The following is an 18,002-nucleotide window of genomic DNA, read 5'->3' as shown; positions in this document are numbered from 1 at the left end:
GTGCGTGACTTGGAGGCGCCGATTGGTAGTGTCCGCACGTGAACACTCGGCTCCGCACCGTGCCGCTGACGGCGAGGCGCCTCGTCGCACCTGTGACTCGCCTGGGCTGGAGTAGTGGTCCAGAGTTCGCGGTCGCCGCCCTGGTGGGGCTTGCGCTCGCCGCAGCGACGACGGCGTCTTTTGGCGTCCACCGCCCTTACACGACCCTGCCGTTGGCAGCCCTCGTCACGTGGGCGCTGTGGCGCGCGGTCGGACCGGGCAAGACTTCCCAGGAGCCCGACGCCAGCCGAGCAGGCAAGTGGGCCCTCATCGGCATCGGCGCCTGGATCGTTGTGGGCATCGCGCTGTCGGCCGAGTACGTCATCGTCAGCCGCGACCCGGGATTCCTGACGCTGTCGGGGCTATGGCTCGTTGACCATGCCTCGACGGACATCCCGACGCTCGGCGCCATTCCCGTGGCCGATCTCCAGGCAAACGTGCTTGCCGATGCCTGGCAAGCGTGGAATCTCGATGGCGACGTCGTGCAGCCTCAAGGCGCCAAGGCGCTGCCTGCGCTCATCTCTGTTGGCGGCTGGCTGGCAGGAGTGCCTGGCGTGCTCGCAGCCAACGTGGTGGTGGGGGGCGTCGGCGTGCTCGCGGTGTTCTCCATCGCCCGCCGCTTCCTGAGCCCCATGGCGGCGCTCGCGCCTGCGGCGACGCTGGCACTCAGCGTCGCGCACCTCGGGCTGTCGCGCTCCGCCTACTCGGAGCCGCTCACACTGCTGCTCCTCATGGCAGCGGTTCACTGGGCGTGGCGCGGCCTCGAGCACGGGCGCACCGGCGCGCTCGTTGCTGCGGGGATTGCCTCGGGCGCCACGGCGCTGGTGCGCATCGACGGCGGCGCGTACGCGCTCGGGGTGCTCATCGGCGTCGCGATCGCTGCGGCCTTCGCTGGGCCAAAGGCCCGCACAGGGTTTATCGCCTTCACCGTCGCTCAAGGAGCCATGGTGGGCGCCGGCTACCTGTCGTTGGCACGCTGGAGTGCCGCGTACCTTGAGCGCCTCGGAGACGAGGCTCGTCTTTTGGGAGCCGTCTACGCCGTGTTCGCGGCGCTCCTGATCATCTGGGCGGCCACGTGGTCTAGCCGAGCGGCCGCATACCTGCGTGACGCGATCAATGCCCGACGTCACGGGCTGGCATCCGCCTCCGCCACCCTCGTCGTCGGCGCGAGCCTCGTTCTCGCCTCAAGGCCGTTGTGGATGACCGTTCATCGTGGCACCACGTCCGAGACCGACGAGTTCACCAACAAGGTGGTCGCCGCGTTCCAGCAAGACGAGGGTTACGTGATCGAGCCGACGCGCACCTACGCCGAGCACACGGTGACGTGGCTGAGCTACTACCTGACATGGCCGGTGCTCGCGCTGGCGGCCATCGGCCTGGGCGTCATCGTGTCCAGGGCGATCCGCGCCCGCCACGAGGCGTGGGTGCTCCTCGGCGCGGTGCTCGTCCCGAGCGTCTTGTATCTCGCGCGACCGCAAATCGTCCCCGATCAGTTGTGGGCGATTCGCCGGTTCGAGCCCGCGACCTTGCCTGGCCTTGCGATCGCTGCTGGCGTGGGCGCGTGGTGGCTCGCCCGTCGCCTCGCCGAGCGGTGGCCACACGTGGGCCAGCGCATCTTCGCCACAGCGGCGATCGTCTTGGTGGCGGCTCCCGTCACCACCTACGTCAGCATCCGCCTTGGCGACGACTATCCCGTCACCATCGCCACGTACGCCTACTTGCGAGAGCAACACGGGGCACGGGAACAGATCGACGCGCTGTGCAGGGTCGCCGACGGGCGACCCATCATTCTGGAGGGTACGTCGTCTCACTACGGCTCCTTGCGGGTGATATGTGACGTGCCCGTGGTGCTCGCTCTCGAGCAGCCGACGCCGGAGATGCTGCGGCAAGCGAGCGCATTGTGGGGCGAGTCCCCCGTCGTACTCACGCGGGAGACGGGCCTGTTCCAGGGAAACCCTCCCGAGCCTGTGGTCACCTCGACCACAGCGCAAGGCGAGTACGCCCTGCAGCACATGCCGCGCATCGTGTCGACTCGGGACTACTCGTGGTTCGCGGCGGTCGTGAACCCAGACGGCACGCTCACCGCGCTTGCGCCTGACGGTTCGCCAGCGCCGTAGACGCGGTTATCCACAGATCAGTGGCACGACGTCGTCAGGAAGTCTCCGTTGTGACACGGTTCCCGTGTGCGTTTCACGATCGATCGCTCCCTCACCGACACGAAGGATGTCGAGCTTGAGGTGATTGCCGGTGCGACCCTGGCGCAGGTTCTCGATGGCGTGACGCGCAAGCGGGCGTGGTGCGGGGCGACCCTCCTCGACCCTTCTCATCCGGCCGGGTTGCGGCCCTTGCTCCAAGGTGCGCGCCTTCGCGATGGACCGGGCGCACCCACCTCGCCTCTTGAGGGTCTCCACCTCGCGGCGATTGCGGGGCCAGACGCCGGCGCAGTGATCGAGGTGGACGGTCAGGTGACCATCGGTTCGGCGCCGGGGCGCCATCGGCTGGACGACGACGCAGTGGACGCTTGCCATGTGATGGTCGAGCGTGGCGCGCGAGGCTCGTTGCTGTGCCTCGACCAGTCGTCCACGAACGGCACCGGTTGGTGGCGTTGGGACGGGCAAGGGTGGTCGTGGCGAGGGCACCGGCGGCGCATCACCGCGCGCGAGGGCGACGTGCTGACCGTGGGGTGTACCGCGCTGCAGGTGAGGAGCGGCAGTTCTTCGCCGGCGCCCGACAGTCTCTGGGCACCCTCTCGGCGTCTGACGAGATGGCTCTCGCGCCTGCCGTGGGTGCCCACGCCCGCCTGGGACGGGCTCCCCGATCCGACCACCGTCGGCGATTGGAGCGGGCCAGCTATCCTTTCCGGTCCCCGCGCACAGGCCGCTGCTCGCGCGCTGGTTCTCGCGCGCGGCAGGCGTCCACCTGCCCCGATGCCCCTTGACGAGCAGTGGCTCTCATGGCTCCCGGAAGCGCTGCCAGGAGACGGGCCCATCACGTGTGAGCCGGATGGGCCGCCGCGACCCGAGACAACCTTCGAGGCGCACGCCACCATGTCGACGCTCGCGGACGCAACGACTCGCCAGGCACGGCTGCCGCTCGGTGTCTCGGCTGTCAGGGCCGATGCGCTCGCCAGGGCCGTCGCGAGCACCGCGCCAGCGCCGTGGCCCACGAGTGTGCGATGGGCTGACCTTGCACATCGGGACGCACCTCGCGCGATCGATGGGGCGCTCACCGCGACGCTCGGAGTCGTGTGCGACGAGACGCTCGAGCCGTGGAGGATCAGGTTCGACGACGACGCTCCTCACCTGCTTGTGGCCGGTGCGCATGGGAGCGGCACCTCGACGTTGCTCGCAACCTTGGTCGCGGGGCTATGCGCCCACCACCACCCGTCGCAGCTTTCCGTAGTGCTCATCGGCGCTGGCACCGGGAGCCCGCTTTCCGCTTGCGCGCGGCTCCCACACGTGAAGCGAATCGTTGCCGACGTGGGCGGAGCCGAGGCCGCGGCCGCGCTGGAAGCCGTCGCCGCCTCCGCCCTCCGCCGACGCGATACCCGGGGTACCGCAGGCGACGCGGGCGACGCGGGCGACGCATCGTGGACCGATACGACGTCGCTCGACACTGTGCCCACGAAACTCCTGGTCGTCGTCGACGACTTTGACGAGATCACGGGCCGCTCCCGCTCAGCGGCTCTCGCCCTCGATCGGCTAGCCGGCCTCGCGCCGTCAGTCGGCGTCCATCTTGCGATGGCGACCCACCGCCCAGCTGGCGCCATCACGCCCACGCTGAGGGCCGCTTGCGCCCACGCGGTCGCACTGCGCACCACGACCGCATCGGACTCGATGGGGCTCGTCGGCGTTCCTGACGCGGCCTCGCCGGGACAGCCCGCTGGTCGTGGGATTGCCCGGTCGGCCGGGAAGCGGGCAGTCGTTCAGGTCGCCCTACCAGCCGCCGACCCTTCTCCGCTCGTGCGGCGCCTTGACCGTGCGGACGCCGTGCCCCGCCACCTGGCCGAGGTGCTCATAGCGGATGCTCGTCAGGAGACCTGGGCGGCTTCCGACGCGCCGTAGGCCGCGAGTCTCCTGATCACTGCCAGCGTCACTATCGCGGCGAGCACCAAAAGCGCCCCGCCGACGGCTGGCCACACGGAAAGCAGCCAGACACCCACGCTCGCCTGCATCAGCTGCCATGCGAGGGCTCCGCTAAGAGCGAACCTGCGCCGCTTGGCGTAGCCCCAGGCAAACGCGGCCAGGCCTGCGGCGAAGACGGCCATGACGCCAGCCAGAGCAGCGGACAACGCCCGGTCGTCCGCATCTAGCAGCGCATATAGCGCGTAGCCGACCGCCATGAATGCCGCAATGAGGGTCTCGACGACGAGCAGTACGCGTGCGACCAGGTCGAGCACCGACGAAACGCGCTCGTTTTTGTTCACGGCATCCAACCTCACCCACGGAATTGTGACCGACGTTACAGGTTAAACCCCTTGTCATCTGTTGTTAACAATGCGAACATGGATCCCAGTGATCCGCGACGGCGCGGCGAATCTACCCCCAGCGTAGGTCGCCGCCTTTTTCTTTGTGAGGAGTCCCCATGAATTGGCGCGACCGCGCAGCGTGTCTCGAAGTTGACGACCCAGAGCTGTTCTTCCCTGTCGGCAACACGGGACCTGCGCTCGTCCAGATCGAGAAGGCGAAGGCAGTGTGCAACACGTGCACTGTCCGCGACATGTGCCTGCAGTGGGCCATGGAGCACAACCAAGACTCTGGCGTGTGGGGCGGGCTTTCGGAAGACGAACGCCGCTCCCTCAAGCGCCGCGCAGCCCGCGCTCGCCGCGCAGCGAAGTAGTCCCCACCGGCGTTTCCCTTAGTCACCGTCAACGGTGACCGTCAGGTCGACGCTGGATCCCCCCGGCATGGAATGCCAGGCAATCTCGCCGTGAAGTTCATTCGTGACGAGCGTCCTGACGATTTGTGATCCCAAACCGGAGGGATCGGCGGCGATACCCTTGCCGTCGTCGGCGATCCTTGCGTGAAGGAGGGGCCCCTCCCTCTCCGCATAGATCGTGATGGAGCCGTGCTCGCGCCCTTCGAAACCGTGCTCGACGGCGTTCGTCACCAATTCGGTCAGGATGAGAGCGAGCGACGACGCATACTGTGCGGGGATCATCCCAAAGTCGCCCTCGCGCACGATCTTGACCTGAACGCCGGGCGAGGCGACGTCGACGGCCATCCGCGACGCACGCGCCACGAGGTCGTCAAAGTGAACGAGCTCGTCGAGCGTGCCTGACAGCGTCTCGTGCACCATCGCAATCGTGGCGACGCGCCGCATGGCCTCAGATAGCGCCTCCTTCGCCTCCGGCGCCTCGACCCTGCGGGACTGCAGCCTCAGCAAAGCCGCCACAGTCTGAAGGTTGTTCTTGACCCGGTGATGGATCTCTCTGATCGTCGCATCCTTGGTGATGAGCTCGCGCTCACGGCGACGCAAATCGCTGACGTCTCGGCACAACAGGACGGCGCCGATGCGGTTGCCATTGTCCGTCACGGGAATAGCCCGTAGCGAGAGCGCGGCTCCATTCGCCTCGACATCGGTGCGCCACGCGGCACGGCCAGCCGTCACCATGGCGAGAGTCTCATCGACCTGGCCCCTGTCGGAGACCATCGCCGTCACCACGCGCGGAAGAGCCCTGTGCATGAGTGAGCCCGTCACTCCCAAGCGGTGGAAGCACGATAGGGCGTTTGGACTGGCGTACGTGACGATCCCCTGGGCGTCGAGCCTCATGACACCGTCTCCCACACGCGGCGCTCCCCGCTTGGGGCCGGTCACCGAGGTGCGCATGGGGAACTCACCCCTGGTGATCATGCGCAAAAGGTCATCCGCTGCGCCCTTGTAGTTGATCTCGAGGCGGCTGGAGGACCTGAGTGCCGCCATCGACGCCTCGCGCGTGAGGACCGCAATCACGCGGCCCCGCATGACCACCGGCAGCGCCTCTTCTCGCACTGCGTATGTTTCGTCCCAGCGCGGTTCTCGCGACACAACGATCTGGCGCTCCTCGAAGGCTGTCTCGAGGTGGCCGATGCGGCCCGCCGCGGCTCTCATACCCACGACCTCTTCTTGGTGAACGGTCGGGCCCGTCGAGGGCCTGCAGTGACCGATCGCGACAAAGCCCTCGTCCACCTTGCGCCACAACACGAGGTCGGCGAACGAGAGGTCGGCGATGATCTGCCAATCGGCCACCACCTCTGACAGCCAGTCGGACTCGTCTTGGGGCATGGGTCCGTATTGCTGAGCGATCTCCGACAAGGTAGCCACGCCCCAAGCCTAAGAGGCGTCGCGGTCGCGCGGCACCGCGATACCCTAAAGCCATCGGGAGGAGGCGTCATGGACATCACGCACGAACATCACTTCACTGCGTCGATCGAGGACGTGGTCGCCATGTTCAGCAACGAAGACTTCGCTGCTCAGCGGGCACGCGCCAGTGGTGCGGCGGGTAGCGACGTCTTGGTGGACGTCGAGGAAGACGGATCGTTCACCGTCGTCATCCGTCGAACCTTGCCGGCCAACACCATTCCCGCCGAGTTCAGGGCCTTTGTCGGTTCAGAGATTCACGTCCGCTACACCGAAGCGTGGGAGGCGCCCGACGCTCGCGAAGACGGCGTACGCGAGGGCACCTTCGCGATGGAGATTCCTGGCACTCCCGGTCACGCACGCGGAAGCGTCGTCTTGACTCCACGGGGTGAGGGCACCGACTTCGAAGTGAACGGCGAGGTGCAGGCTTCCGTGCCGCTCGTTGGCCCCATGGTGGAACGCGCCATCGCTTCCGCGATCGACCAGGCACTACCGCAGGAGTTGGCAGCGGCCGACGTGTGGCTCGCCTCCGCGTGACCGCCAAGATCTACGGCGTCGTCTTTGCTGGCGCCGTCGTCGGCGGTGCGGCGCGCCTGGCCATCGATGAACTCTTCACAGCAGAACGCTGGGCGTGGGACATCGTTGTGATCAACGTTCTCGGCTCGGCGCTGCTGGGGGCGCTCATGGGTTGGTATAGCGCACATGCCGCACCGTGGTGGGTTCCAGGTCTCGGCCCTGGGCTGCTGGGCGGCTTCACCACGTTCTCCGCCATGGCTGCACCTCACCCAGGCGCTCCCCTGCCCGCCCTCGTCTTGCTGGGCTCGACCTTGGCGCTGGCCGCATTGAGCGCCGGCGCTGGCTGGTGGTGTGCAGACACCTTGGCGGTGAGACTCGGAGCGCGCGAGCGCGACGTTGACGCCGACAGAATCGAGGCCGAGGTCGAGGGCTACCGGCACGATGAGGTCGCACCATGAGCGCATGGGCTTACGTCGCCGCGATCCTCGGTTGCGGCGTGGGCGCGGTGGTGCGCTATGCGATCGGCACGTGGCGTAGGGAACATCACCTCCCGTGGCCGACCCTTGCGGCAAACGCACTCGGCACTCTCGTGCTGGGGGCGGCCGCGGCGTTGCTCGAAGAGGGCCAGCTGAGCGCGACGTCCGCCTTCGTGATCGGCTCAGGCCTCGCTGGCGGCCTCACGACGTTCTCCACGCTTGCGGTCGACGCCGTGGTGCTGTGGCGTGCCTCCCCGAGCAAGGCCGTGCTCTATCTTGCCGTCACAGGAGCCGTCGGTGTTGCCTCAGGCGCACTGGGCTGGGCCGTCGCCGCAGCGGCCGTCAACTGATTCGAGCCCCTCGCCGCAGCACGGCCCGCAGCACCACGGCGAGAGCCAAGCAGCCAGCGGCAGCAAGAATCGGTGCAAAGTCGAGAGACAGCGCGAGGATCACGCACAGCGCCATGCCGGTCGCCGCCCCGACGCGCCACCGCATCATGGGCACCTCGGAGGCGCCACGTCCGGCGGCGAAGGCCGCAGCGTTGGCTACGGCGTAGTACACCAGCACCGCGACGCTCGACATCGCGAGTGCAAAGGCGAGATCACCCCACCACACCAGGCCCACCGCGCCGAGCGCCGCGACTGCCTCTGCGCGTTGAGGAACACCTGCATGACCGACCCTGGCGAGGGCCTGCGGCAGGTCTGACTCGCGCGCCATGGCCATCGCGGTGCGGCCAATACCTGCCATGAGGGCGACCATCGCGCCGGTGGCGGCGACCGCGGCAAGCGCGGCGAGGGCAACGGTGGCAAGGCGTCCCTGCGGGACAGCAAGCGACAATGGCGCGCTCGCGCTGCGCAGCGCCTCGAGGCCGGGGCTCCTGATCAGCGTCGCACCGAGCGCGAGGTAGGTCACCACGACCACTCCGATGGCAAGGGCAATGGCGCGGGGAATGGTGCGGCCAGGGTCGCGCACCTCCTCTCCCAACGTGGCGAGCCTGGCGTAACCGGCGAAGGCGAAGAAGATCAGCGCGGCGGCGGAAGCGACAGATGCCGCAGACACGGTTTCCGACGATGCCTGCGTCGTCACTCCCTTCTCCCCCATCAGGGACGTGGCGATCACTGTCGCCAACCCGACGAGCACCAGCACCGCCATCACCGTGGTGGCCGCCGCAGTGCGCTTGACCCCCATGGCGTTCACCGCCCACACGGCCCCAATCGCGACCGTTCCCACGAGAGGCGCGTACCCAGGCAAGACGTACGTGCCGATCGCCAGTGCCATAGCCGCTACCGAGGCCGTCTTGCCCACCACGAAGCCGATTCCAGCAACGAACCCCCACACCGCGCCGAGCTCACGCCTGCCGAACGTGTACGCGCCTCCCGCCACGGGATGGCGCGCGGCCAAGAGCGAGACCGACCTCGCATTGATGATCGCCACAGCGGCCGCCAGCCCGATGGCCGCCAACAGCCACTCACCCGCGGCGTCGGCCGCCGGTCCCCAGACCACGAAGACGCCGGCGCCCAACATGGATCCGACCCCCACGCCAACAGCGCCGCCAAGACCCAATTGCCGTGTCGACACGGGAGGAGAGCTCACGCGTGAATGCTAGCGTCCCGTCGCGTCGATTCCAGTGACGGCGGACTCGCCGTCTGCCTCTGCCTCACCCTCAAGGTCTGCGTCTGGCTCCACCTCAGCCTCCGCCTCCGCTACCGCATGGGAGGCGCCTCGTGGGCGCCCCGCCTTGACCCACGCGATGTACAGCCCGCCGCCCACCAGGGCTGTGGCCGCGAGTGAACCGACAGCGGCGGGACGGAGCGCGTTGGCCACCAGGGTGAAGCCGACTGCCGCAGCCGCCACCGCGTTGAGCACGACCCATCCCACCCGACGCTCCCGCCAGGCGAAGGTTGCCATGGCGAGCAAGCCCATCAGGAAGCTCACAAAGACGGCGACGGCGTAGAACAACACGAGTCGCTGGTCCCGCGCGCCCGCGGCAATCACCACGAGCACAGATGCCCCGTAGAACACGGCCACGCCCATCACCGGAACGTGATGAACGTTCGTGGTGCCTAGCACGGAGGGGAGTACTCCGTGCCGGGAGCGGCCAGCACCCTTGCTGCGCGCGAGCGCCTTCAGCAGTCCAGGGCCCGCCTGAAAGGAAGAGCTGGCGGCGGACAGCAACAGCAAGGCGGTCGTGCCTTGGAACATGGTGAACACCGCGTGAGAACTCCCCGACCGGGCCAGTTCCGCCACCAAAGTGGTGTCATTTCCTGGCACACCAATACCGAGGTGCACCGCCACCGCAGCGAGCCCCATCGTGAGGACGGACACGATGCCAAGCGTGAGCCACAGCGCCCACCGCCCGAACGAGCGACGCCCGGCGTCGTCCAACTGCGCCAACTGCGCGATCGCGGACGATGGAGCCTCCACGCCAGTTGCGAGCGCCATCGCCACGGGGAACGCCAGCGCGACCGTGAGCGGCGCGGACGATGTCAAAGACGGCTCGATGACCGTCGTCACCGCGTTTTGACCCGCACTTGTGACGAGCACGACCACGGCGGTGATGACAAACGCGATCGTCAGGAGCGCGAAGACCGCCCTTCCCAAGTGACCGAAACGCATGAGTCCGGCCACGAGCGTCAGCAACCCCAGGGCTAGCCACAGGCGGTAGGGGGACAGTGAAGGCACATAAGAAATGATCGCCGAGGAACCGGCGGAAACCGAGATGGCAATCGTCAGGACGAAATCGACCACGAGCGCACCCATCGGAACGAACGCCAAGCCCTCGCCGAAAGCCTTGCCAGTAGCCGCGGCCGCGCCGCCGCCTTCTGGGAACCGCGCCACGAGCTGGTGATAGGAGGCCACCACCAGACCCACGATGAGGACGACCAGGAACATGGCGGGAAGCAAGAGGCTCAGACGCCCGTCGAGAGCGCGAAGCGCCGCCTCGATGGCGTAGGCGACGGAAGACACCGGGTCTGCCATGACCGAGAACGCGAAAGCAATCAAGAGGACGGTTCGCCCGTGCCACCAGCCGGTGCGCGTGGAACCCGGCTCGTGGATGGCCGTGCTTGTCATGAAGCCTCCGGTTGCGATGCGCCTGTCTCGGCGCACACGAGGAGCCACATTACTCGCGGCCAGGCCCCTAGTAACCGGGCCGTTCCTCCCACGCTGTCGCGTCGATCCTTGACCGGAAACTGCCGCGGCGGGGTCCCGCGCGGCGCGCCAACTCTGTCAACAGGCCGTGACCTTGATCCAAGTGTTCGAGTTTCTCGATGAGCCCCTCTGGTGCGGCGGGCCTTGCCAAGAAGTAGCCCTGACCAAACCTGCAGCCGGTGGTGAGGAGGCGGTCAAGTTGAGCTTCGTCCTCGATGCCCTCTGCCACGACTTCCAGCCCGTACACCTGACCAAGGTCGATGATGGTGCGGACCAATTGGTCACCCTGGGTTCCTTGCGCTCCAGAGACGAAACTGCGGTCGATCTTCAAGACGTCTAGCGGCAGCTTGTGAAGATAACTCAGCGCCGAGTAGCCCGTGCCGAAGTCGTCGAGCGCGATGGTGATGCCCGCCCGCTCGAGATGTTCCAGAGAGTCGATGGTGCCGTCATGGTCTGCGATGAGGGCGCTCTCCGTCACTTCCACGATGAGAGCGTTCGGCGGGAGTCCTGCTCCCGCGACCGTATCGATGACCTCGGTAGCAAAGCCCGGCTCGCGCAACTGGTGCACTGACACGTTGACAGTCACCTTGAGCGCGGCGAGGGAAGAGCGCCACTTGCTCGCCCACCCGCACGCTTGACCCAGCACCCATCGGCCTATCGGCACGATCAAACCTGTCGACTCGGCCACGGGAATGAACTCCGTCGGCGAGACGGTGCCGCGCGTGGGGTGCTGCCAGCGAAGCAGGGCCTCGACAGCCACAGGCCTGCCGGAGTCGAGGTCAAAGATCGGCTGGAAGTGGACGGAGAGTTCTTTCCTGCCGAGCGCGCCGGTGAGATCGGACGCGAGACTCAACTGCGACGCCAGTTCGTCCCGCATCTTCGACTCAAAGGTCGCGCTCCTCCCGCCTCCTGCGCGCTTAGCGCGATACATAGCCAGATCGGCGTCGGCGAGAAGCTCCGCTGCGTCGCGGCCGTTTCCGCTAAACGCAATGCCTACGGTTGCTCCGATTAAGACGGTATTGCCCCTCACCGTGAAGGGCTCGGCGAGCGCGGCGATGACTCGTTGGGCGACGTGGATAGCAATCCCCGGCTCCGCGTGGCACTCGACCATGAGGGCAAACTCATCGCCACCAAATCGTGCGGCGGAGGACTCGGTCCTGGTGGTCGAGCGAATGCGCTCGGCCACCTGCAACAGCAGTTCATCACCAGCGGCGTGTCCCATCGTGTCGTTGACCGCCTTGAAGCGATCAAGGTCGACGAAGAGCACGGCAAGTGGTCCCGCATCGCGTTTGTCGAGCGCAGCTGTCAGCCGGTCAAGAAAGAGCGGGCGGTTCGGAAGCCCTGTGAGCGGGTCGTGGAAGGCCTCCCGCATCGCCTCAACCGTGCGGGCGTCGGTCAGTGCCAGGCTCGCGTGCTCGGCAAAGGTCGAAAGCAAGGCACGGTCCTCATCGGTGAGCCGGGTTCCCTCGGATGCGCCCGCAAGCAACCTGCCTGCGATGGCGCCTTGAACGTGGACCGGTATCGAGACCGCGTCCTCAACACGTTCCAGGTCCGCACCCACGTGCACCGGCTCGCCAGGGTCGAGCGCATCATCGAGCACGAGTGCCACCGGACACCCCCGCAGCACGCTGGACGCACCCTCCGTCACGGACAGGAGGATCTTTGCCAGCGGTACCCTGTGCGAGATCGAGCGTTGCAGAGCGAGCAATACCTCGAGCGCCCGGTGCCGCGCGCGCTCCCTCTCCAACGCGCGTATCGAACTTGTGGTCAAGTCAAAAACGCGGGCCATCCCCAAGAAGAGATCCCGGTCGCCGCTCGTATACGGCGCTCCCACCCGACCAGCGACGATGCGCCCCCCTGGAAAAGCGGAGCACGTCGCCGTCATCGTGTGGCACGGACCGATGCCGGGAATCTCCACTACCGAGACGCCGGAGGGGATGGAAAGGAGGAGTTCTGCTGGTGGATCGGAACTTCCAAATCCCACAGCGGAGATCACCTCGTTTGCTGACAGGACGAGCCCCAATTCCCCGTCGAACTCTTCCGCGATCAGTTCCGTCGCCAGGTGCGTCAGTTCCACGGACGTCGCGCACCGGCCAAGCTCCGTGAGGAACACCACGAGCCGTTGAGGGGAAACCGCGGAGAGGTCCGTCATGGCCTATCCCAGTGCTAGCAAGACGAGCGTGGCGCTGTGGACGCCCCGCGAACCGGTGCGGCGAGCCACTTCGCCGTAGGTGTAGAAGCCTGCCACGGGAGCCTCCCCTGCGCGCTGAGCCAGGCGCGAGGTTTCCGTCGCCACACCTTCCTCGCCAAGAATGTTGCGGCGCGCCGCACAGTCGAAAGCGATGAAGCCGACGGCTGGGACCCCTTGAAGGGCTCCGATTGCCTCGTCCATCGCCGTGTCGGTCCCGCGCATCACCGAGTCAGCGTCACCCTCCATGGGCCAGATCATTGATCCCTGCGGAATATCGCCGCAAAACAGCGATCGGTTGTCAAAATCGGCGCTCAACACGGCGCGCACTTCGTCTCCACCTGGTCGCGGAAGCCCGAATGGGCGCTCGAGCGCGTGTCGCTGCCAGGCCTCTTGATCCGAGGATGCCGCTGCCGGCGCGTCCGTGGCGGCCAAATAGGCGTCAAGGGCCGGTTGATCGTCGATCGTGAAGATCTGCGAGCCGTCGCTCGACGTCACGACCAAGGGATCGCCGGTTCGCCGCCAGCCGTGCCCCACACCGATGCCGATGGGCCCGTCGGACCCAATCGCCGCGCCCACGATCACGCCCGTGTATGCGCGGTCACCAAAGATCTGCCACGTGGTGCCCATCGCCAACTCGTCGCCGGCGCAGCCGCCTACCAGTTGCACGGTGGCGCCACCAACGGCGTAGGCCCCTCGCACCACTGACGCGTGGTGGCCGGCGAGGCCGTCGGGCAACAAGATGAGCGCGCGGTGAGGGCGAGTGAGGGCACGCAGTCCCTCGGCCGCCGCGCTGCCCGCTGCGGTCGCGCCGTCGGCAAGGAGGCCCATCGACGTGCGTGCCTCCAAGCCATCGCCGCCCAGAGCTACCGCCACCACCCGACCGGAACCGCCCCGGCCGTCGGCGATTTCTCCCGACGTCGAACAGCCCACGACGGGGGCATCCTGGGCTGCATGCGCGGCCGCAGAGGCGATGGCATGCATGTTGTAGGTGGGCGACACGAAGAGCATCACCAGGGATGCCTGCCTGCCGGCGAGCGCTTGTGTGACGGCGTCCCTGGCTGCCACGTCGGGGCGCGCGTCGGCGGATGTGCCGACCGACATCCATCGCTGCAACCCTGAAGCGTTCACGCTTCAGCATCGTCACGAAGCGCGCAGAGTTGAGGATTTGCGGCAAAACCGCTGGTAGCGGCCCGTTGCAGTCGAGCATCCTGAAGAAACGAGAAACCCCCAGCCTCATGGCTGGGGGTTCTTCTCGTAGCGGGGACAGGATTTGAACCTGCGACCTCCGGGTTATGAGCCCGGCGAGCTACCGAACTGCTCCACCCCGCGTCAGTAGGTGTCCTAGCCTACCTGGGTTCGCCGCGGCGTCCAAATCGCGCTCCGTTGGCCACGTGATCGCTCCTCCTCGCGGACGGTTCGGCCATCGTTCCGGCGGAGGATGCGGGCGCGCGCCCGAGTGGATACGGTCATCTCATGACAACACCACAAGAACCTCAGGACCCGTTCTCCACTCCACAAGCGCCGCTGCCTCCCCAGGCGCAGTCGCCTCAGCAGCCACCCGCCTACGCCCCACCGCCGCACATCGTCGTGAGCCAGTCGTCTGGTCCGACAAAGCTGGCGCTGTGGGCAACGATTCTGACCGGCGCCGTCACCGTCCTCGCCTTGATAGGTGCGTTCACCGCTGCGGACGCCGTTGATGAACTGAAGTCGGTGCTCGCGGACCCCGACGGCGCCTCTCCCTTTGCTGGCCAGAACCCCTTGGACTTGCTCTCAGCACCACTGTGGATCGCCAGCTTCGTGGTGCTCGCGCTGTGGATGTCACGGGTGCGTTCAGCGATGGTGGGCAGAGGCGAGGTTCCTGGCGGCCCTCCGGCCGTCGAGTGGTGGGGCTGGTTTGTGCCGCTCGCCAACTTCGTGCTGCCCTACCTCGGGATGCGTGCCATCACCCGCCGCAAGGCAGGCCTCGGAATTGTCCTGGGCTGGTGGCTCACGTTCTGCCTGTACTGGGTCCTGTCCTACGCATCCATCATCCCCAGCATGACCGCTGTCGACTACTCGACCGGCGAACTCACCCACCCGGAGAACCTCGACGCGATCGTGCCGCTCACGTGGGCCGGAGCCATCACTCTTGCCGTGTCGTGGGTCTTCCTCGCTCTCGTCATCCGCCAGACCACGGCGGCAGAAGACGCGATCGCGACCAACAACACCTACGGCGCCGGATCAACGCTCTAGACATCCATCACGCGCACGACAGCGGGCCACGGGTGAACCCGTGGCCCGCTGTCGTGTCTGCGTACTAGTTGGTCTCGTCAGAGGCCGACGGAGACGGGCTCGCCGAAGCGTCCGACTCGCCGTCCGCCGGTACCCCAGCGTCGGCCTCGGTTGCCGCGTCGAGGGCCGCCTCCGCCTGGGCCGCACGACCAAGAGCCTCTGCCAGCGCCGCTTGAGCCTCGCCGTAGGCGGCAAAGTCGCCTTCCGTGAGGGCATCCTGACCGTCAAGAAGTGCCTGCTGAGCATCGGCGAGCGCGGTGCGCAAGTCGGCCCTCGCGGCGCTCGCGTCGGGGTCCACTGGCTCCGCTGGCTCGGTGGGCTCGTCAGGCTCTGCCGGCTCGTCAGGGTCCTGACCATCGACCGGATCCGTCGGGTCGGGGATGTCGTCGGTGGCGCCGGAGCCGAAGACCTGGTCAAGCGCGCCCGAGAGCGTGTCAGCGAAGCCCACCTCATCGCCGAAGGACACGAACACCTTCTGCAACAGGGGGAACTGGGTTCCCTGAGACGAACGCACGTACACCGGCTGCACGTACAGGAGTCCGCCACCCACCGGCAACGTCAGCAGGTTGCCGTTGATCACGTCAGTCTCACCCTGGCGCAGCAGGTTCAGGACGTTCTGTGCCTCTGGGTCCGAGCGGAACTGGTTCTGGACTTGGCCAGGACCGGAAACCGTCGCGTCGCGCGGCAACTCCAGCAGGCGGAATTGTCCGTAGTCCGGGTGTTTCACACCTGGCTGATCACCCGTCTCGGAGTTGACGGCAACGAAGCCGGTCAGCACCTGACGATCGGAGTTACCTCCAGGGATGAACGTCGACGTCAAGGAGAACGCGGGATCGTCCTGCCCTGGCATTTGCAGGGTGAGGTAGTAGGGAGGCTGCAATCGCGTCTCCGCCGTGGGGTCGGCAGGGTTCGCCCAGAAGTCCTGTCCGGAGTAGAACTCCGCCGCATCCGACACGTGATACCGGGTGAGCTGGTAGCGCTGGATCGAGAACAGGTCCTCGGGATAGCGCATGTGGCTCATGAGGTCGGCACTCATCTCCGAGTACGGCACGAGCGTGGACGGGAACACCTTTTGCCACGTCTTCAAGAGCGGGTCTTCAGGGTCCCAGGCATACAAGGTGACGGTGCCGTCGTACGCATCAACCGTCGCCTTGACGGAGTTGCGCACGTAGTTCAGCACCGCGGGATTGAGGGGGTCCGTGCCCGCAAAGACGTCGGTCGACGAGATGCTCGCCGCGTACGGGAAGTCGTTGGTTGACGTGTAACCATCCACGATCCACACGACCCGCCCATCCACCACAGCGGGATAGGTGGTGCTGTCGAGGTCAAGGTAGGGAGCAACGCGTGCGACGCGCTCGATCGGGTCGCGGTAGTACAGAATCTGCGACTCCTCGGTCACGCGGTCGGAGAACAGAATCTGCTGCTCACCAAACTTGAGGGCGTACATCAACTTGGCGAAGGTATTGCCGATGCTTGGCCCGCCATCGCCGTCGTACGTGTTGTTGACCTGGCCCCCAGCGTCGTCGTCAGGGAAGTCAAGCTCCCATGGATCGCTGCCCTCTGGAGCGCCCACGATCGAGTACGTGGGAACGGAAGTACCAAAGTAGATGCGCGGCTCATAGGTGCCGAGCTCGCCAACGGAGGGGATACCCGACTGGTAGAACTGCGGGCGGCCGTCGGTGGTGACCTTGTTGCCATAAGCGGCCACCACGCCGAATCCGTGCGTGAACACCGTGGTGTCGTTGACCCACGAGCGGTTCTCTTGACTCAAGCCATCGAGGTTGAGTTGGCGGACCGCGATGACGGTGTCGCGAATCTCGTCGCCCACGCGGTAGCGATCGACAGTGAGCGTCTCGGGGAACGAGTAGTACTGCTTGTTCTGCTGCAGTTGCTGGAACGTGGGGGCCACCACGTTGGGGTCGAGCAGGCGGATCTGGGCGGTCGTGTCGGCGTCGGCGCGCAACGCATCGGCATCGGCCTCTGTCTGCGCCTCGTATTGCGTGACGTCCACGTCGTCGAGGCCATACGCGTAGAGCGTCGCATCGATATCGCGCTGGATATAGGGCGCCTCGTACTCCTGCGCGTTCGGGTCCACCTGGAAGTTCTGCACGATCGCGGGGTACACGCCGCCGATGACAATGGCAGACAGGGCCATGAGGCCGACGCCGGTGGCGGGGATACGCCAGTCGCCTCGCCAGATCACCAGCAGGAACATCACCGCCACCAGCACCGCGATACCGGCAAGGATCGACCTTGCGGGCAAGATGGCGTTGACGTCCGTGTAGCTCGCGCCGGAGAAACGTTCGCCCTGGTTCAGCACCAAGGAGAAGCGGTCAAGCACGTAGTTGGCGGCGATGGCGAGCATGACGATGAAGCCGAGGATGCCCAACTGGGTGCGGGCTCCCTTGCTCGCGACGAACATGCGCCCGCCGCCGGAAATGCCGCCGTACAGCAGGTGCACGAACGCCGCGAGGATGGTGCACACGATCACGATCGCGAGCACAAAGCCGACGACGAGTCGCAACACAGGAAGCGTGAACACGTAGAACGACGCGTCGAGGCCGAACTGGGGGTCGTCGTAGCCGAACGACGACCGGTTCAGGAATGCCAGCACCTGGTCCCACCTGGAGGCGACGGCGCCACCGGCGATGAGCCCCACCAACAGTGGCAACACCAGGGTCACGACGCGCTCGATCGGGCGGATCTGCTCCCGGTACTGATCAAGCGGCGTGTTGCGTGCCGCCGTCAGCGCCGGCCGCACCGACTTGGCCCACCGCAAGGAGCCCCACACCGCGGCCCCCGCAACGATCGCCGCGCCCGCGAAGAGCACAATGCGCGCGATCCACTGGGTGCGCCACACGCCGAAGTAGCCCACCTGGTCGTACCAGGCCGCCTCTGTCCAGACATTGGCGAGCGCGACCGTCAGCACGGCGAGCACCGCCATCGCGCCGATGGCGATCGCCATCGGCGAGCGACGCCTGGGAACAGCAACTGGCCGGTTGCGCGGGGTGGGGCGGTCC

Annotated in this window: 14 protein-coding genes and 1 tRNA gene; 7 read left to right on the top strand and 8 right to left on the bottom strand. The window is 66.8% G+C overall.

The genetic code is table 11. The features are described 5' to 3' along the window. The first annotated feature begins 38 nt into the window (after positions 1–38). Together LGT36_RS01030 and LGT36_RS01025 are read left to right on the top strand one after the other, a co-directional pair. Positions 39–2,156 (top strand): glycosyltransferase family 39 protein, encoded by a 2,118-nt coding sequence (locus LGT36_RS01030; protein WP_226096804.1) that lies wholly within the window; start codon positions 39–41, stop codon positions 2,154–2,156. Positions 2,157–2,222: 66 nt separating this feature from the next. Continuing rightward, entirely contained in the window at positions 2,223–4,103 is a 1,881-nt protein-coding gene (locus LGT36_RS01025) for an FtsK/SpoIIIE domain-containing protein (protein ID WP_226096803.1), read from the top strand. Here LGT36_RS01025 and LGT36_RS01020 read toward each other — a convergent pair. Beyond that, the gene (locus LGT36_RS01020) at positions 4,070–4,465 is read right to left on the bottom strand and encodes a hypothetical protein (RefSeq protein WP_226096802.1); all 396 of its coding nucleotides are present in this window, start codon (positions 4,463–4,465) and stop codon (positions 4,070–4,072) included. The two genes, LGT36_RS01025 and LGT36_RS01020, sit on opposite strands and share 34 nt — an antisense overlap. A 158-nt stretch (positions 4,466–4,623) precedes the next feature. On the opposite strand from LGT36_RS01020, the gene LGT36_RS01015 reads away from it, so the two are divergent. Continuing rightward, positions 4,624–4,878 (top strand): WhiB family transcriptional regulator, encoded by a 255-nt coding sequence (locus LGT36_RS01015; protein ID WP_226096801.1) that lies wholly within the window; start codon positions 4,624–4,626, stop codon positions 4,876–4,878. A gap of 18 nt (positions 4,879–4,896) precedes the next feature. Here LGT36_RS01015 and LGT36_RS01010 read toward each other — a convergent pair whose 3' ends face one another. After that, a complete protein-coding gene (locus tag LGT36_RS01010) occupies positions 4,897–6,342 on the bottom strand; it encodes a sensor histidine kinase (RefSeq protein WP_226096800.1) in 1,446 nt (481 codons plus the stop codon). A gap of 69 nt (positions 6,343–6,411) precedes the next feature. Between LGT36_RS01010 and LGT36_RS01005 the strand changes: the two genes are divergently transcribed. Genes LGT36_RS01005 through LGT36_RS00995 form a run of 3 tightly spaced genes read left to right on the top strand, consistent with a single transcriptional unit; the run spans position 6,412 to position 7,720 of the window. Beyond that, on the top strand, positions 6,412–6,915 hold the full coding sequence (locus LGT36_RS01005) for a DUF2505 domain-containing protein (protein WP_226096799.1): 504 nt from the start codon (positions 6,412–6,414) through the stop codon (positions 6,913–6,915). Further along, a complete protein-coding gene (locus tag LGT36_RS01000; RefSeq protein ID WP_226096798.1) occupies positions 6,912–7,352 on the top strand; it encodes a CrcB family protein in 441 nt (146 codons plus the stop codon). Before LGT36_RS01005 ends, LGT36_RS01000 begins: the two co-directional genes overlap by 4 nt. Further along, the gene (locus LGT36_RS00995) at positions 7,349–7,720 is read left to right on the top strand and encodes a CrcB family protein (RefSeq protein WP_226096797.1); all 372 of its coding nucleotides are present in this window, start codon (positions 7,349–7,351) and stop codon (positions 7,718–7,720) included. The genes LGT36_RS01000 and LGT36_RS00995 overlap by 4 nt, the downstream gene beginning before the upstream one ends. Here the strand turns inward: LGT36_RS00995 and LGT36_RS00990 are convergent. The 5 genes from LGT36_RS00990 to LGT36_RS00970 form a co-directional block, all read right to left on the bottom strand. Continuing rightward, positions 7,713–8,963, bottom strand: coding sequence for an APC family permease (locus tag LGT36_RS00990; protein WP_226096796.1), 1,251 nt, complete (start codon positions 8,961–8,963; stop codon positions 7,713–7,715). The genes LGT36_RS00995 and LGT36_RS00990 overlap by 8 nt on opposite strands. A gap of 9 nt (positions 8,964–8,972) precedes the next feature. Beyond that, positions 8,973–10,442, bottom strand: coding sequence for an amino acid permease (locus LGT36_RS00985; RefSeq protein ID WP_226096795.1), 1,470 nt, complete (start codon positions 10,440–10,442; stop codon positions 8,973–8,975). A gap of 67 nt (positions 10,443–10,509) precedes the next feature. Next, on the bottom strand, positions 10,510–12,672 hold the full coding sequence (locus tag LGT36_RS00980) for a bifunctional diguanylate cyclase/phosphodiesterase (RefSeq protein ID WP_226096794.1): 2,163 nt from the start codon (positions 12,670–12,672) through the stop codon (positions 10,510–10,512). A 3-nt stretch (positions 12,673–12,675) separates the two neighbouring features. After that, entirely contained in the window at positions 12,676–13,812 is a 1,137-nt protein-coding gene (locus LGT36_RS00975) for an FIST signal transduction protein (protein WP_226096793.1), read from the bottom strand. 154 nt (positions 13,813–13,966) lie between these two features. Beyond that, positions 13,967–14,040: transfer RNA gene (locus tag LGT36_RS00970), tRNA-Met, on the bottom strand. A gap of 144 nt (positions 14,041–14,184) precedes the next feature. Here LGT36_RS00970 and LGT36_RS00965 point away from each other — a divergent pair. Next, complete coding sequence (locus LGT36_RS00965) at positions 14,185–14,943, top strand: DUF4328 domain-containing protein (RefSeq protein WP_226096792.1); 759 nt, start codon at positions 14,185–14,187, stop codon at positions 14,941–14,943. Between the two features lie 64 nt (positions 14,944–15,007). On the opposite strand, the gene LGT36_RS00960 is transcribed toward LGT36_RS00965, so the two are convergent. Further along, positions 15,008–17,947, bottom strand: a complete 2,940-nt coding sequence (locus LGT36_RS00960) for a UPF0182 family protein (protein WP_226096811.1) — start codon at positions 17,945–17,947, stop codon at positions 15,008–15,010. Positions 17,948–18,002: the final 55 nt, after the last annotated feature.

Source organism: Demequina sp. TMPB413, from assembly GCF_020447105.2.
Lineage (GTDB): Bacteria > Actinomycetota > Actinomycetes > Actinomycetales > Demequinaceae > Demequina.
Note: the sequence above shows the minus strand (reverse complement) of the source record. Positions and strands in the feature narration are given on the sequence as shown.